The sequence below is a fragment of the Sphingomonas sp. Leaf21 genome, assembly GCF_916858675.1.
Taxonomy (GTDB): Bacteria; Pseudomonadota; Alphaproteobacteria; order Sphingomonadales; family Sphingomonadaceae; genus Sphingomonas.
Genome location: NZ_CAKASM010000015.1, coordinates 14,545 through 28,729 on the forward strand (window position 1 = coordinate 14,545; position 14,185 = coordinate 28,729).

The window sequence follows — 14,185 nt, forward strand, 5'->3', positions numbered from 1 at the left end:
TTCTCCATCTCCTCGAGCAGCGGGTCGCGCGGTGACGTTGATCCCCTTGGCCTTCGGTCTGGCGGCGATGGCGGCGACGCTGGCGGGCGGGATGCTCGCGCTTCGCCTGCGGCATCGTATCGGCGCCGTCCTGGGCGTCACCGCCGGGATCGTCGTCGGCGTCGCGCTCTTCGATCTGGTGCCCGAGGCGCTGGGTCTGGCTGGCGACCGCTGGGCGGTGCGCGAGATGATGGCGTTCACCGCGCTCGGCCTGGCTGGCTATATGCTGCTCGACCGGCTGCTCGCACGGATCCCGCGCGCGGCGGCATCGTGGCGGGGAGACCTGGGCCCCGCGATGCTATGTCTCCACAGCCTGATGGACGGGCTCGGCATCGGCCTGGCCTTTCAGATCGATACGGCGGCGGGCTGGATGATCGCGCTGGCGGTGCTGACCCATGACGTGGCGGATGGGGTGAATACCGTCAGCCTCAGCCTCGCCGCCCGGTCGGAGACGGCGGCGAGACGGTGGTTGATCCTCAACGGGCTGGCGCCGATGCTGGGCGTGTTGATCGGCATGGGCATCACCATCCCGGCAGCCATGCTCGCACCGCTCATGGCCCTGTTCGCGGGCGTTTTTCTCTATATCGGCGCGTGCGAGCTGGTGCCGCGCAGCCAGTCGCTGGATCCGCGCTTCCGGACCAGCCTGGCGACGATCGCGGGGATCGTCCTGATGCTGGGCGTGACGCAGATCGCGCATTGACGCGGCCGTGTCGCCGACCGCGTCAGCGGTCGGCGGAACCCGGTTCAGCGATCTTGCGATGCGCCTCGGCCAGCACCGATTGCGGCACCACGCCGGAACCGGCGACCTGCGCCTTGTTGGCCAGACCGGGAACGATATGCCCCTCGCCCGCCATCATCGCGTCCCATCCCTTGCGCGCGACTTCGGCGGGATCGTCCTTCCTGCTTTGCCCGACATTGGTGTCGAGCATGTCGGCGCGTGCGAAGAATTCGGTTTCGGTCGGGCCGGGCATCAGGGTGGTCAGGGTCACCCCCTTCTCCTCCTTGATCTCGTTGCGCAGCGCCTCGGTGAAGTTGACGATGAACGCCTTGGTCGCGTTGTAGATCGCGTTGAACGGGCCGGGGATGAAGCCGACGATCGAACCGGTCACCAGTACCTTGCCTCCACCGTGCCGGATCATCGCCGACAGGACGCGCTGGATCAGATAGACCGTTCCCGTCACATTGGTATCGACCGAACGCCGCCAGACCTCCACCGGCTGGTCGAGGAAGGGCCCGCCCTTGCTGTTCCCGGCATTGGCGCACAGCACGTCGATCCGCCGCCCGTCGACCGTCGCCAGCAGCCGGTCGACACCCTCCAGCGACGACAGATCGGCCTCGACCGCCTCAACCTGTCCGCCCAGCGCCGCGAGATCGCTCGCGGCGGTGCGGATTTCGGGCTCGTCCGCGACGATGACGACGTCATAGCCGGCGCGGACCGCGCACGCCGCGAGATGATAACCGATGCCGCTCGAGGCACCGGTCACGACCGCCAGTTTTCCTGCCATGTCTGCCTCCGTCACTTCGCGACCATCTGACCGGGCTTCAGCACGATCTTGGTCACTTCATTCTGCTGGTCATGGAACATGCGATAGCCCTCGGGCGCCTGTTCCAGCGGCAGGCGATGGGAAATCAGGAAGGTCGTATCGATCTTCCCCTCCATGATCGCATCGAGCAGTCCCGGCAGGTAATGCTGGACATGAGTCTGCCCGGTCTTGAGCGTCAGGCCCTTCTGCATCACCGCGCCGAGCGGGAACTTGTCGACGAAGCCGCCATAGACGGCGGGCATCGAGACCCGCCCGCCCTTGCGACAGGCGATGATCGCCTGGCGGATGGCATGGATGCGATCGGTGCCGAGGAAGGTCGATGCCTTGATCTGGTCGATCGCATTGTCGACGAACAGCCCGTGCGCCTCCAGCCCGACCGAGTCGATCACCGCATCGGGACCGATGCCGCCGGTCATGATCATCAGCGCGTCATAGGTCGAGGTCTGCTCGTAGTTGATCGTCTCGGCGCCGAACTTGCGCGCCAGCTCCAGGCGATGGGGGAAGTGGTCGATCGCGATGACCCGCTCCGCCCCCATCAGAAAGGCCGACTGGACCGCGAACAGCCCGACCGGACCACAGCCCCAGACCGCGACGGTATCGCCCGGCTCGATCTGCGCATTTTCCGCCGCCATCCAGCCAGTAGGGAGGATGTCGGAAAGGAACAGCACCTTCTCGTCCTCTACGCCATCGGGGATGACGATCGGACCGGTATCGCTGAATGGAACGCGGACATATTCGGCCTGCCCGCCTGCATAGCCGCCGGTCATATGGCTATAGCCGAACAGCGCGGACATGGGCTGGCCGTATAGTTCGCGCGCGATATCCTGATTGTCGGCGGGATTGCCGTTCTCGCACCCCGAATATTGGTGTTTGCCGCAATGATAGCAGGAGCCGCAGGCGATGGTGAACGGGACCACCACCTTCTGCCCCTTCTTCAGGGTGGAGGCGGAGCCCGTCTCGACCACCTCGCCCATGAACTCATGGCCCAGGATATCGCCCGACTGCATGGTCGGGATATAGCCGTCATAGAGGTGCAGGTCCGAGCCGCAGATCGCGGTCGCCGTCACCTTGATGATCGCGTCGCGCGGGTTGACGATGCCGGGATCGTCGACATTGTCGATGCGGACGTCATGCTTGCCGTGCCAGGTCAGCGCCTTCATGCACCCTGCTCCTCGAACTGCTTCACGTTCATCGCGTTGGTCGCGACCTCGCCGGTTTCCATCAGCTGCTTGAAGCGCGACAGGTCGCGGCGGACCTGGATATTGGGTTCGCGCTGGAACAGCTTGGCGACAAGCTTGCCGATGACCCCGGCGGGCGGATCATAGAGGATGGTCGCGGACACGACGGTCCCGCGATCGCCTGCATCGCGGAAGGTGACGCGGCCCGCATTGGAGACGTCCGCGCCCTCGGCGGACGCCCAGGCGATCAGCGATCCGTCCTGCTCGTCGGTGACGATCGCATCCCATTCGACGCTCGCACCGCCGGGCGCCTTGACCACCCAATGCGAGCGCGTCGAGTCGAGCACGTCGATGCGCTCGACATTTTCCATGACGGTCGCAAGGTTGCCGAAGTCGCGCCACCAGGCATAAAGCTCCGCGACGGGGCGGTTGATCGTCACCGCCCATGCGGCCAGGCTGTCGCCCCGCTCCGCGATTGTCTCGCTGGTCTCGACCCTTACCGCGGCGGCGCTGTCCTTCGCGGTCGATACGGGCGCGTCGTCATAGGGTCTGTCGGCGATGTCCGGCATAAGCCATTCTCCTCGTTCCTTGACGAGAACAGCGCGGCGCGAACTTGGTTGTTCCTCAATTAATCACGTATTTCCAATATCTTGATAGATATCAATGATCCGCGTCAGGATCCGTGGCGGGTGCGATATCTACCGTCCCGATACCCGGATCGGAGCGCGTCCGACCTTGCGAGCGAGGGCTTTGGGATCGGGAATGGTCAGCGAACGGGACGACCAGAGCAGGTCCCCGGCCCGCCTCGCGGCCTGTAACATCCGGTTGACGTGGACGGCGGTCAGCCCCAGCGCATCCGCCAGCGTCTCCTGCGTGATCGGAAGGTCGAAGCTGCTGCCATAGGTCAGTTCGCTCATCGAGAGCCGTTCGTGCAGCTCGAGCATCAGATCACCGATCCGCTCCATCGCGTTCATGCGGCCGAGCCTTGCGATCTGCGCCAGGAGGAATGCCTCGTCCAGCGCTTCCGCGACGGCATAGGCTTCATCGAGCGACGCGTTCTTTCCCCAGGCGGGCGGCACGCAGGTCGTCATCTCGGTCAGCGTGATGATGCTCGCTGGCGCCAGCGGCCTGTGATGATGGTACAGGCCCACAAGATCGCCGGGCAGCAGGAAGTTCAGAAATTGCCGCCGCCCGTCGAGGAGGATGCGAACGCGCGCGGCCCAGCCCGACAGGATCAGTTGCGGGCTGGCGATGTCGCGCCCCTCGACCGTCAGGTCCCGCCGGGGCCGATAGATCTGCGTCCGCGATATCGCCTCGACCAGCGCGGCTTCCGCCGCAGCGTCGAGCGTCGCCAAACGGGCCAGGCGACAAAAGGGGGGCGGCGAGTTGCCACCGACGGGACGCGCGAAGCCGGTAATCATGGCAGTGCCCCCGCCAGCCCGGGTGCCGGGCACGAAGTTTCCGAAGCCGGATCGAACCCCGTGCTCCAGTCCGTCCGAATATGCGAGTAGCTTCGGCAAGGGTTCATCGCGGGCGATCCTCGACAAGCCACCGACGCGTCATGGTCGTGTGGCAAGGACGGCGACGCGATACACGTCACCGGGACTGACAATATTGGGGGCTCGACGGAGCCGAACCGTTGATGGGGACCCAGGATCAGCGTGCCATCACGGTCATGGCAGGGCGAGTTGGGCGCCACCGGAGTTTTCCGTCCACAAGGTCTACGAACAACCATGGGACGCGCTCCATAATACACATCAACATCGTGCACTTTTCGTGCGTTGGTTTAAAAAACGGGGCGATCCGAGCCGAAATGCATTGCATTTGCCAGCCGCGCATCGCTGCTCCCGAGCGGCAGCCGCGCGCCCCCGAAATGCAGATTCGAATTTGCCAAGGGCTGCGGTCCATTTCATTTGACGGCCGACGCCTTATGGTGCGCGCCTTTCTCCTCTGAAGGCCTGCCCATGCGTTTCGCCAATCTGACCCGCCAGCCCGACGATCCCCTGCTTCGGATCATCGGCCAACATGCCGCCGACCCCCGCCCCGACAAGATTGACCTGGGCGTTGGGGTGTTTCGCGACGAGGCCGGGCGCACGCCCGTGATGACCGCGGTCAAGGCCGCCGAAGCGCGCCTGCTCGCCGAACAGCCGAGCAAGTCCTATCTCGGCCCCGAAGGTGATATCGGCTTCGTCCGCGCGCTGGGATCGCTGATCCTGGACGGCGTGGTCGCATCCGATCGTGTCGTCGGGCTGCAGACCCCGGGCGGCACCGGCGCATTGCGTCTCGCCGCCGAGCTGCTGGCGCGTGCGGGCGTCGCCCGCATCTGGATCGGCAGCCCGAGCTGGGCCAATCACGCGCCGCTCTTCCGCCAGGCTGGCGTCGAGCCGATGATGATCCCCTGCTACGATCTGACCAGCCAGGTCTTCGATCTCGCCGGCTTCCTCGCCGGTCTCGGCGGCGCGGCGGCGGGTGAGGCGGTGCTGCTGCACGGATGCTGCCACAATCCGATCGGGATCGATCCCGACGCGGCGGGATGGGCGGCGATCGCCAGCTACGTCGCCGGGCATGGGCTGACCCCGGTGGTCGACCTCGCCTATCAGGGGCTGGGCGATGGCTTCTACCAGGATGCGGCGGGCGCGCGTACCATCCTGTCGGCGGTTCCGGAGGCGCTGCTCGCCTATTCCTGCGACAAGAATTTCGGTCTCTATCGCGAACGGACCGGGGCGCTGTTCGCGCTTTCGCCCGATGCGGATACCGGCGCGGTGGTGCTGTCCAACCTGCTGTCGCTCGCCCGCGCCAATTGGTCGATGCCGCCGGATCACGGCGCCGCGGTCGTCCGGATCATCCTCGAGGATGCGGGACTTGCCCGGGAATGGCGCGACGAGCTGGAGACGATGCGCCAGCGGCTGGAGGGTCTTCGCGCCGGGCTGGCGGCTGGCGGGCGGATCGGCGGGGTTGATCTTGGCGCCGTGGCGCATGGCAAGGGCATGTTCGCCACGCTGCCGCTGTCGCCGACCCAGGTCGAATGGCTGCGCGACCGGCACGGCATCTACATGGCCGGGTCGGGGCGGATCAACATCGCCGGATTCAATAGGAGCGCGATCGGGCGCTTCCATGCGGCGCTTGCGGATTTGGCGGCGAACGGGGTGGTGTGACCGTTCGCGGCGGGCTGGGTGGGGGGATCGTCCTCGACCTTCGGCTTCGCTGAGGCTGAGCGGAGTTTGGTCAAATGGTCTTTGTACCCCCGCCCCGTTCAGCCCGGGCGAAGTCGAAAGCCATGGACATCCCTCCCAACGGAAAGGGGCGTGCCCGAATACCGGACACGCCCCCTTCCCCGTCGCCGGGACGGACCGCTTACTTCGCCGCGTTGACGATGCGGTTGACGATATTCTCCATCCGCTCCTGACGGCCCGAACGGGGCTTCGGGTCGATCGCATTGGTCACGGCCAGGTCCGCGATCCCGGCGAGGTCGAGGCCGCCGACCTGCTGACCGAACGCGCCGTCCCAACCGGCATAGCGCTCGGACTTGATCGCATCGAGGCGACCGTCCTCGATCAGCGCGGCGGCGTTGAGCAGCCCCTTGGCCACCACGTCGATCCCGCCGACATGACCATGGAAGAGATCGACCGCATCCATCGACTGACGACGGACCTTGGCGTCGAAGTTGAAACCGCCGGTGGTGAAGCCGCCCGCGCGGATGATCTCCAGCACGGCGAGGGTCAGTTCCTCGACCGAGTTGGGGAACTGGTCGGTATCCCAGCCATTCTGGTGGTCGCCGCGATTGGCGTCGATCGAACCGAAGATGCCGAGCGCACCCGCCGTCGCGATCTCATGCTCGAAGGTGTGGCCAGCGAGCGTGGCGTGGTTCGCCTCGATATTGACCTTCACTTCGTTCTCCAGGCCATAGGCCTTGAGGAAGCCGTACACGGTCGCGGTGTCGAAGTCGTACTGGTGCTTGGTCGGCTCGTGCGGCTTCGGTTCGATCAGGATCGTGCCCTGGAAGCCGATCTTGTGCTTGTGCTCGACCACCAGCGACAGGAAGCGACCGAGATTGTCCAGCTCGCGCTTCATATTGGTGTTGAGCAGCGTCTCGTAGCCCTCACGCCCGCCCCACAGCACATAGTTGGCGCCGCCAAGACGGTGCGTGGCTTCCAGCGCGTCGCGGACCTGCATCGCGCCGAAGGCATAGACTTCCGGGTCCGGATTCGTCGCGCCACCGGCCGCGAAGCGCGGGTGGCTGAACAGGTTGGCGGTGCCCCAGAGCAGCTTGCGGCCCGACGAGGCCTGGAGCTTTTCCAGATGATCGACGGCTTCGGCGAAATAGCGGCGATGCTCGGCAACGCCCTGCGCATCGGCCATCACGTCGACATCGTGGAAGCAGTAATAGGGCACGTCGAGCTTCGAGAAGAAGTCGAACGCGACCTCGCGCTTCTGCGCGGCGGCGGCGCTGTCGTTCGCGCCCGCGTGCCAGGGGCGGTTGAAGGTGCCGCCGCCGAACACGTCCGAACCCGGCCAGCAGAAGGTGTGCCAGAAGCACGCGGCGAAGCGGAGATGCTCCTCCATCGTCTTGCCCAGCACGACGCGGTTCTTGTCGTAGAACCGGTAGGCCAGTTCGTTGTCGCTGTCGGGGCCTTCGTAACGGATCGTCGGGATGTCGGCGAAAAAGTCGGTAGCCATTTAACGGTTCCTCGGAGTGATACGGGAATAGCTGTCGCGGAAACGCGCGATCTTGGGGGCGAAGCGCTCGGCGAGCGCGGCGTCGGGGGCGATGCTGTGGCTGATGGGCGGCGGCGCGCAGACCTCTTCCGGCGAACCGCCGTCGACCGCCAGTTGCGCAAGCCGCGCGGCGCCGAGTGCCGGACCGACCTCGCCCCCCTTGAGATAGACGAGTTCGACACCAAGCGCGGCGGCGAGGGTCTGCCCCCAATAGGAGGACCGCGCGCCGCCACCGATCACCGAGAGCCGGGTGAACTCGGTGCCCGCATCGCGCAGGACCGACAGACCGTCGGCGAGCGCGAAGGCGACACCCTCCAGCACCGCCTGGGCCAGCCGCTCGGGCGTCGTGTCGTGGTCGAGGCCCAGGAAAGCCCCCCGCACCTCGGCATCGTTGTGCGGCGTGCGCTCACCCGACAGATAGGGCAGGAAGATCTCGGGACCGCTGGCCGGGCCGACACTCTCCGCACGCGCGAAGAGTTCGGCGGCGCCGGGCGTCCCCGTCAGTCGCGCCACCCAGTCGATGCATGCCGCCGCCGAGAGATGGACCGACATCTGGTGCCAGACATTCGGCAGGCAGTGGCAAAAGGCGTGAACCGCGCCCGCCGGATTGGGGCGGAACGCCTTCGTCGCGGCGAAGATGACGCCCGACGTGCCGAGCGACAGCAGCGCGTCGCCGTCCTTGACCACGCCGACGCCCGCGGCCCCGGCGGCATTGTCGCCGCCGCCGCCCGCCACCGGCACCTGGTCGATGCCCCAGGCCTCCGCCACCTCGGCGCGGAGGCGACCGGTCTGCGCCGTCCCCTCGACCGCCTTGGGCATCTGATCGCGGGTCAGACCGGTGGCGGCGAGAATCTCGTCGCTCCATTCGCGCGCCGCCACGTCGAGCCACAGCGTCCCCGCCGCGTCCGACACGTCCGACGCCTTCTCCCCCGTCATCCGCAGCCGGACATAATCCTTGGGCAGCAGGACGGTGCGGATCGCCGAAAACGTTTCTGGCTCATGGTGCGCGACCCACAGCAACTTGGGCGCGGTGAAGCCCGGCATGGCGAGGTTGCCCGCGATACGGTGGAGCGCGGGGGCCTTGGCCTCCAGTTCGGCGCACTCGGCATGGCTGCGTCCGTCATTCCACAGGATGCCGGGGCGAAGCGGCTGATCGTCCGCGCCCAGCAGGGTGGCGCCGTGCATCTGCCCGGCCAGGCCGATGCCGCGCACCGCCCGGCGGACCGCCGGGTCGATGGCGCGGACCGCCGCCGTGGTCGCCTGCCACCAGGCCTCCGGATCCTGCTCCGACCATAGCGGCTGGGGACGCTGCACGGTCAATGCCGCCGTCCCCTGCCCTACGACCGCGCCATGTTCGTCCAGCACGACGGCCTTCACGCCCGACGTACCGATATCGATGCCCAGGAACATGCGCGGCCCTTACTTCACGAACGGGTCGATGGTCGGGATGGTCCCGTCCGGATTGAACTTCAGTTCGGTCATCTTGACGTTGCGGAGGTGATTCTTGTCCGACATCTGGGTGTCGGCATAGAAGAGCCACCACTTGCCCTTCCACTCGACGATCGAGTGATGGGTGGTCCAGCCCTGCACCGGTTTCAGGATATGCCCCTTATAGGTGAAGGGACCATAAGGGCTCGTGCCGATCGCATAATTCAGGAAATGCGTGTCACCGGTCGAATAGGTGTAATAATATTTGCCGTCACGCTTGAAGACCCAGGAGGCTTCGAAGAAGCGGCGGTCGTGGTCGCCGCCGAGTACCGGCTTGCCCTTTTCGTCGAGGATCACGACGTCGCGCGGGGTTTCCGCGAAGGTCTTCATGTCGGGGTTCATCTTGGCGATCTTGCCCGAGATGGCGGGCTGATCGTCCTGCTTCAGATCGGTGTCGCTGCCGTTGGGATCATATTTCCCGTTCTTCCAGCGCTGAAGCTGCCCGCCCCAGATGCCGCCGAAATACATATAGGCCGTACCGTCCGCATCCTGGAACACGGCGGGGTCCATCGAGAAGCTGCCGGGGATCGCCTCGGGCTCCGCCTTGAACGGACCCATCGGGTTCTTCGAGGTCGCCACACCGATACGGAACGCGCCCAGCCCGTTGCGATCCTTGGTCTTATCGCGCGCCGGGAAATACAGATAATAGGTGCCGTCCTTGAACGCCGCGTCGGGCGCCCACATCTGCTGCGACGCCCAGGGCACATCCTTCACGTCGAGCGCGACAGGCCCGATCGTGACCGGACCGCCCGGCTCGTCCATGCGCAGGACGCGGTAATCGTGCATCGCATACTGGTTGCCGAGATCGTCGTTGGGCGTGTCGGTCGGCACGTCGTGGCTGGGGTAGATATACATCTTGCCGTCGCCCCAGACATGCGCGGAGGGATCGGCGGTGAAGATGTCGCGGACCAGCGGCTGCGACAGATAATGACGGCCGTCGGGGGCGGTCGGATTGGTGTCGTTGGCGGCGGTGGCAGTGTTCGCCTGTGCCGCGTTATCCGCATTCTGCGACGATCCGCAGGCCGCCGTGCCAAGCCCCAGCACCAGGCTGGCCATCATCAAGCGCTTCATCGCTTTCTCTCTCCCATTCGCGCCCTATTCAGGGCTTTGAACGCACGATAGCGCTATCAGCGACGCGGACGCAAGGGTGGTTCATCGTTTTCGCCTCGCGGCTTGTCGAAGGTCGGGCGAGGCCTCGCCACCCCGCTTGACATAGCCGGACCCGCATAGTTGGTAACGATATCCGGTCTCGCCCGTATCATCGCGGGACATGGCGTATCCCGACAAGCATGACGACCGACGCATGACCGTCGGCGCGAATTCAGGACAGAGGATGAACCGCATGGCCCGCCGCCTTCCCTACGCCCCCACGCTGCTCGCCATGGCATTGGCGGCCACCCCGTTCGCCGCCCTCCCCGCGCAGATGACGACGCAGGCACCCGCCACCGTCGCAGGAGCCAGACCGGTCACCGTCGAGCGGATCAAGGTGCATTCGGCCGCGATCGAGGGCAACCTCGAGGGCAACAGCGCAGACCGCGACGTGATCGTCGTCCTGCCGCCCGACTATGCCCGCAACAAGACCCGCCGCTATCCGGTCGTCTATGCGCTCCACGGCTATTCGATCGGCGCCGACCAGTGGACGCGGGAGATCCATGTCCCCGCGTCGATCGAGGGTGCGTTCGCGCGCGGGGTGCCGGACATGATCCTCGTGTTCCCCGACAGCAAGACGATGCACAACGGATCCATGTATTCCTCGTCGCAGACGGTCGGCGATTTCGAGCGGTTCATCAGCCATGACCTGATCGCGGCGATCGACGCGCGCTATCGCACCATCGCCCGGCGGGAGAGCCGCGGGCTCGCGGGGCATTCGATGGGTGGCTACGGCACCGCGCGCATCGGGATGAAACATGCCGACATGTACGGCGCCATCTACATGATGAGCCCCTGCTGCCTGTCGCCCCGAATGATGGCACGGCCCGAGGCCACCGACGAGACGTTGCTGACCAGCCTGGCATCGCCGAAGGAGTCGGAGAAGCTCAACTGGGGCCAGCGCGCGATGCTCGCCGCGTCCGCCGCCTGGTCGCCCAATCCGAAGAACCCGCCGCTCTATCTCGACCTGCCGGTCAAGGACGGGAAGCTTCGCGACGATGTCACCGCCAAATGGCTGGCCAACACACCGCTCGCCTTTGTCGACCAGTATATCGCGCCGCTACGCAGCTACCGTGCGATCGCGCTCGACGTCGGGTCGCAGGACGGGTTGAAGGCCGATGCGCAGGCACTGCACGAGGCGATGGAACGCTATGGCATCGCGCACCGGTTCGAAATCTATGACGGCGACCACGTCAACCGGATCGGCGTCCGCTTTCAGGAGCAGGTGCTGCCGTTCTTCGGCCGGGCGCTGGCGACGAGATAGGGTCGATCCTCCCCGGCACGGGGACGTGGCAGCGCGAAGCGCTGACGGAGGGGGCTCTCCACCGGCGACGTCCTTTCCGCCCCCCTCCACCAGCGTCGCTGCCCCCTCCCCGTGCCGGGGAGGATCAATCCGCGATGCCTTGAGCCTGATCTATCCGGAATGCCGCACTCCGCACCGGCACGCCGGTGTCGGGCTGGCCCGAGCCGATCGAGGCGCGGTAATCGCCCTTCATGACCATGCGCGTGCCATCGGCATCCACCGCGCTAAGGTCGCGGGGGGTCAGGGCGAAGGTCAGCGCGCGCCGCTCGCCCGGCGCCAGATGCACCCGCTGGAACCCGCGCAGGGCGACACGCGGCGTGCCTGGCACCTTGGGGAAGTTCAGATAGAGCTGGGCCACCTCGTCCCCCTCGCGGCGGCCGGTGTTGCGAACCTCGGTCGTGACCGTCATGCCACCGTCCGCGCCGGGCCGGACCGATAGCGGCGCATAGGCGAAGCTGGTGTAGCTCAGCCCGTAGCCGAACGGATAGACCGGCGTCCCCGCGAAATAGCGATAGGTCCGCCCCGTCATCGCATAGTCGCCAAAGGGCGGCAGATCCTCGACCGAGCGATAGAAGGTCAGCGGCAGGCGCCCCGCCGGATTGGTCCGCCCCGACAGGACATGCCCGACCGCCAGTCCGCCAGCCTGGCCGGGATACCAGGCCTCGACGATCGCATCGGCGTTCGCCTTGGCCCAGGCGAGACTGACCGGGCTGCCGTTCATCAGCACGACGACCAGCGGACGACCGGTCGCCTTGGCCTGCGCCAGAAGCGCCTGCTGGTCGGCCGGAAGGTCGAGCGTCGTCTTGTCGCCGCCCTTGAACCCCGGCACCGAGATCGGCGCTTCCTCCGCCTCCAGATCGGAGGTCAGGCCGACCACCGCGACGAGCGCATCGCTCGCCCCGGCGGCGGCGCGAAGCTCGCCCGCGGGATCGTCGGAGACCCGCTTCCACACCAGATTGATGCCGGTCAGGATCCGCGCCTCGGTGGAGACGCTGATCGGGTAGCGGCGCCCCTTTTCCAGGGTCACCGTGCGCATCGTCGGCAGGCTGTTCCACGACGCCTTGGTCAGGTCGACAAAGGGTTGCCCGTCAAAGGTCATCGCGCCGTTGAACCCCGATATGCCGAGCCGATAGCGGCCGCTCTCCGGTGCGACGAGAAAGCCGGTCCATACGGCACGGTGAACGTCCTTCACCGACGACAGGTCCAGGCTGCGCGAGGCGGCATTGGCCTCGACGCGGGTGACGACCGGTCGATCCTCGAATTTGGCGGTCTTCAGCCATTCGCCGAGCGCGCCGGGCGCGAAGCGCTCGGGGATGCGGCCGACGACATTGTAATAGCGGGCAAGCAGCCCCGGCTTGCCATCCTCGGTCTGGAGCGCGCTGGTCGGGATCGGATCGCCATCGGTATAGGTCTCGGCGAACGGAACATAGCGTATCTGCGCCCCCGGCATCGCCCGCCGCAGCCCCTCCACCACCGACACCTGCGGGCCCGACAGCGACGACGAGTAATTGCCACGCAGCACGCGCGTCGCATCGCCCAGCGGGCCGATGACCGCGATCCGGGCATTGGGCTTGAGCGGCAGCACGCCCTTGTTCTTGAGCAGCACCAGGCTCTTCTCCGCCACCTCGAGCGCCAGCGCCTGATGCGCGGGCGTGTCGATATCGGCGGGCGAACTGGTCTGGGTCGAAAGCGGCCGCAGCCCCGGCAGGTCGCCGGTCCGATAGCGCGCCGCGAACAGCCGCGTCAGCGACCGGTCGATATCCGCGACCGAGATCAGCCCGCGCGACAGCGCGTCGCGATAGGGATTGGTCAGCCCGTCGGTGTCGGTCAGCGTCGCATTGTTGCACTCGTTATCGACGCCCGCGCGCATCGCGGCGGCGACCGCCGTGGCGGCGTCGGGGGCATAATGGTGGTGGGCGGCGATATCCTTCACCGCGTCGCAGTCCGAGACGACGTAGCCGCGAAAGCCCCAGCGTCCGCGCAGATAGTCCTTCAGCAACAGGTCGCTGCCGCACGCCGGTTGGCCGTCGATCCGGTTGTACGCGCACATGATCGAACCCGCCCCACCCTCGACGATCGCCGCGCGGAAGGCGGGCAGATAGGTGTCGACGAGATCGTGGCGCGAGACATAGACATTGGCCTCGTGCCGCGTCGATTCCGGTCCGCTGTGAACCGCATAATGTTTGGGCGTCGCGACGACGTCGATCCGGTTCGGATCGGTGCCCTGCATACCGCGCACGAAGGCGACACCCATCCGCGCGGTCAGATATGGATCCTCGCCATAGGTCTCCTGACCCCGCCCCCAGCGCGGATCGCGGAAGATGTTGATATTGGGCGACCAGGTGTCGAGGCCCGTGCCGATCCGGCCAAGCCGCCTGGTCTGCCGGGCGAGCGCGTGGAGCCCGCGCACCTCGCTGCTGATCGCCTGCGCCGCCTGTCCGACCAGCGTCGGGTCGAACGTCGCGGCCAGCCCGACCGGCTCGGGGAAATTGGTGGTCGGCACCGGTCCGAGCGCACCGTGGAGCGACTCCGTCCACCAGTTATAGGCCGGTACGTCCAGTCGCGGGATCGCTGGTGCCGTGTTGAGCAGTTGCGCCAGCTTTTCGTCGATCGTCATGCGCCCGACGAGTGCGGTGGCCAGGCCATTGGCCCGGTCATCGCCCGCGTCCGATGGCACCGTGCGCGCAGCCACCTGCGCTTGCGCCACCGCCGCCCCAGCCGTCGACAGCGCGAGCGCGGACAGCATCGTTGCACGCCATGCCTTCATG

The 14,185-nt window shown here is 66.6% G+C and carries 11 protein-coding genes; 3 read left to right on the plus strand and 8 right to left on the minus strand.

Annotated elements, in window-relative coordinates; genetic code table 11:
• Nucleotides 1-31 precede the first annotated feature (31 nt).
• Nucleotides 32-739 carry a ZIP family metal transporter gene (locus LRP66_RS12250; RefSeq protein ID WP_230482881.1) on the plus strand — a complete coding sequence of 236 codons (708 nt, stop codon included), beginning with the start codon at nt 32-34 and terminating at the stop codon, nt 737-739.
• 22 nt (nt 740-761) lie between these two features.
• Here the strand turns inward: LRP66_RS12250 and LRP66_RS12255 are convergent, their stop codons facing one another.
• The 4 genes from LRP66_RS12255 to LRP66_RS12270 all read right to left on the minus strand — a co-directional run bounded on the left by LRP66_RS12255 (nt 762) and on the right by LRP66_RS12270 (nt 4,182).
• Nucleotides 762-1,544: an SDR family NAD(P)-dependent oxidoreductase gene (locus tag LRP66_RS12255; RefSeq protein WP_230482882.1), complete on the minus strand. Its 783-nt coding sequence runs from the start codon at nt 1,542-1,544 to the stop codon at nt 762-764.
• 11 nt (nt 1,545-1,555) lie between these two features.
• Nucleotides 1,556-2,743, minus strand: coding sequence for a zinc-dependent alcohol dehydrogenase (locus LRP66_RS12260; RefSeq protein WP_230482883.1), 1,188 nt, complete (start codon nt 2,741-2,743; stop codon nt 1,556-1,558).
• Nucleotides 2,740-3,330, minus strand: coding sequence for an SRPBCC family protein (locus LRP66_RS12265; protein WP_230482884.1), 591 nt, complete (start codon nt 3,328-3,330; stop codon nt 2,740-2,742). The genes LRP66_RS12260 and LRP66_RS12265 overlap by 4 nt, the downstream gene beginning before the upstream one ends.
• 129 nt (nt 3,331-3,459) lie before the next feature.
• A complete protein-coding gene (locus LRP66_RS12270; RefSeq protein WP_230482885.1) occupies nt 3,460-4,182 on the minus strand; it encodes a Crp/Fnr family transcriptional regulator in 723 nt (240 codons plus the stop codon).
• A gap of 543 nt (nt 4,183-4,725) precedes the next feature.
• Between LRP66_RS12270 and LRP66_RS12275 the strand changes: the two genes are divergently transcribed.
• Nucleotides 4,726-5,916: an aromatic amino acid transaminase gene (locus LRP66_RS12275; protein WP_230482886.1), complete on the plus strand. Its 1,191-nt coding sequence runs from the start codon at nt 4,726-4,728 to the stop codon at nt 5,914-5,916.
• 199 nt (nt 5,917-6,115) lie between these two features.
• On the opposite strand, the gene xylA is transcribed toward LRP66_RS12275, so the two are convergent.
• The 3 genes from xylA to LRP66_RS12290 are packed head-to-tail and all read right to left on the minus strand — an operon-like array spanning nt 6,116 to nt 10,036.
• The gene (xylA, locus tag LRP66_RS12280) at nt 6,116-7,438 is read right to left on the minus strand and encodes a xylose isomerase (protein WP_230482887.1); all 1,323 of its coding nucleotides are present in this window, start codon (nt 7,436-7,438) and stop codon (nt 6,116-6,118) included.
• Nucleotides 7,439-8,887 (minus strand): xylulokinase, encoded by a 1,449-nt coding sequence (gene xylB / locus LRP66_RS12285; protein ID WP_230482888.1) that lies wholly within the window; start codon nt 8,885-8,887, stop codon nt 7,439-7,441. It abuts the gene before it with no gap.
• Between the two features lie 9 nt (nt 8,888-8,896).
• Entirely contained in the window at nt 8,897-10,036 is a 1,140-nt protein-coding gene (locus LRP66_RS12290; protein ID WP_230482889.1) for a glycoside hydrolase family 43 protein, read from the minus strand.
• A 271-nt stretch (nt 10,037-10,307) separates the two neighbouring features.
• Here LRP66_RS12290 and LRP66_RS12295 point away from each other — a divergent pair, with 271 nt between their 5' ends.
• Complete coding sequence (locus tag LRP66_RS12295; protein ID WP_230482890.1) at nt 10,308-11,378, plus strand: alpha/beta hydrolase; 1,071 nt, start codon at nt 10,308-10,310, stop codon at nt 11,376-11,378.
• 124 nt (nt 11,379-11,502) lie between these two features.
• On the opposite strand, the gene LRP66_RS12300 is transcribed toward LRP66_RS12295, so the two are convergent.
• The gene (locus LRP66_RS12300; protein WP_230482891.1) at nt 11,503-14,184 is read right to left on the minus strand and encodes a glycoside hydrolase family 3 C-terminal domain-containing protein; all 2,682 of its coding nucleotides are present in this window, start codon (nt 14,182-14,184) and stop codon (nt 11,503-11,505) included.
• Nucleotide 14,185: the final 1 nt, after the last annotated feature.

Excerpts from the sequence above, each read along its gene's own strand:
- LRP66_RS12255 (WP_230482882.1), bottom strand. The coding sequence starts at position 1,544 with ATGGCAGGAAAACTGGCGGTCGTGACCGGTGCCTCGAGCGGCATCGGT.
- LRP66_RS12260 (WP_230482883.1), bottom strand. The coding sequence starts at position 2,743 with ATGAAGGCGCTGACCTGGCACGGCAAGCATGACGTCCGCATCGACAAT.
- LRP66_RS12265 (WP_230482884.1), bottom strand. The coding sequence starts at position 3,330 with ATGCCGGACATCGCCGACAGACCCTATGACGACGCGCCCGTATCGACC.
- LRP66_RS12270 (WP_230482885.1), bottom strand. The coding sequence starts at position 4,182 with ATGATTACCGGCTTCGCGCGTCCCGTCGGTGGCAACTCGCCGCCCCCC.
- LRP66_RS12275 (WP_230482886.1), top strand. The coding sequence starts at position 4,726 with ATGCGTTTCGCCAATCTGACCCGCCAGCCCGACGATCCCCTGCTTCGG.
- xylA (WP_230482887.1), bottom strand. The coding sequence starts at position 7,438 with ATGGCTACCGACTTTTTCGCCGACATCCCGACGATCCGTTACGAAGGC.
- xylB (WP_230482888.1), bottom strand. The coding sequence starts at position 8,887 with ATGTTCCTGGGCATCGATATCGGTACGTCGGGCGTGAAGGCCGTCGTG.
- LRP66_RS12290 (WP_230482889.1), bottom strand. The coding sequence starts at position 10,036 with ATGAAGCGCTTGATGATGGCCAGCCTGGTGCTGGGGCTTGGCACGGCG.
- LRP66_RS12295 (WP_230482890.1), top strand. The coding sequence starts at position 10,308 with ATGGCCCGCCGCCTTCCCTACGCCCCCACGCTGCTCGCCATGGCATTG.
- LRP66_RS12300 (WP_230482891.1), bottom strand. The coding sequence starts at position 14,184 with ATGAAGGCATGGCGTGCAACGATGCTGTCCGCGCTCGCGCTGTCGACG.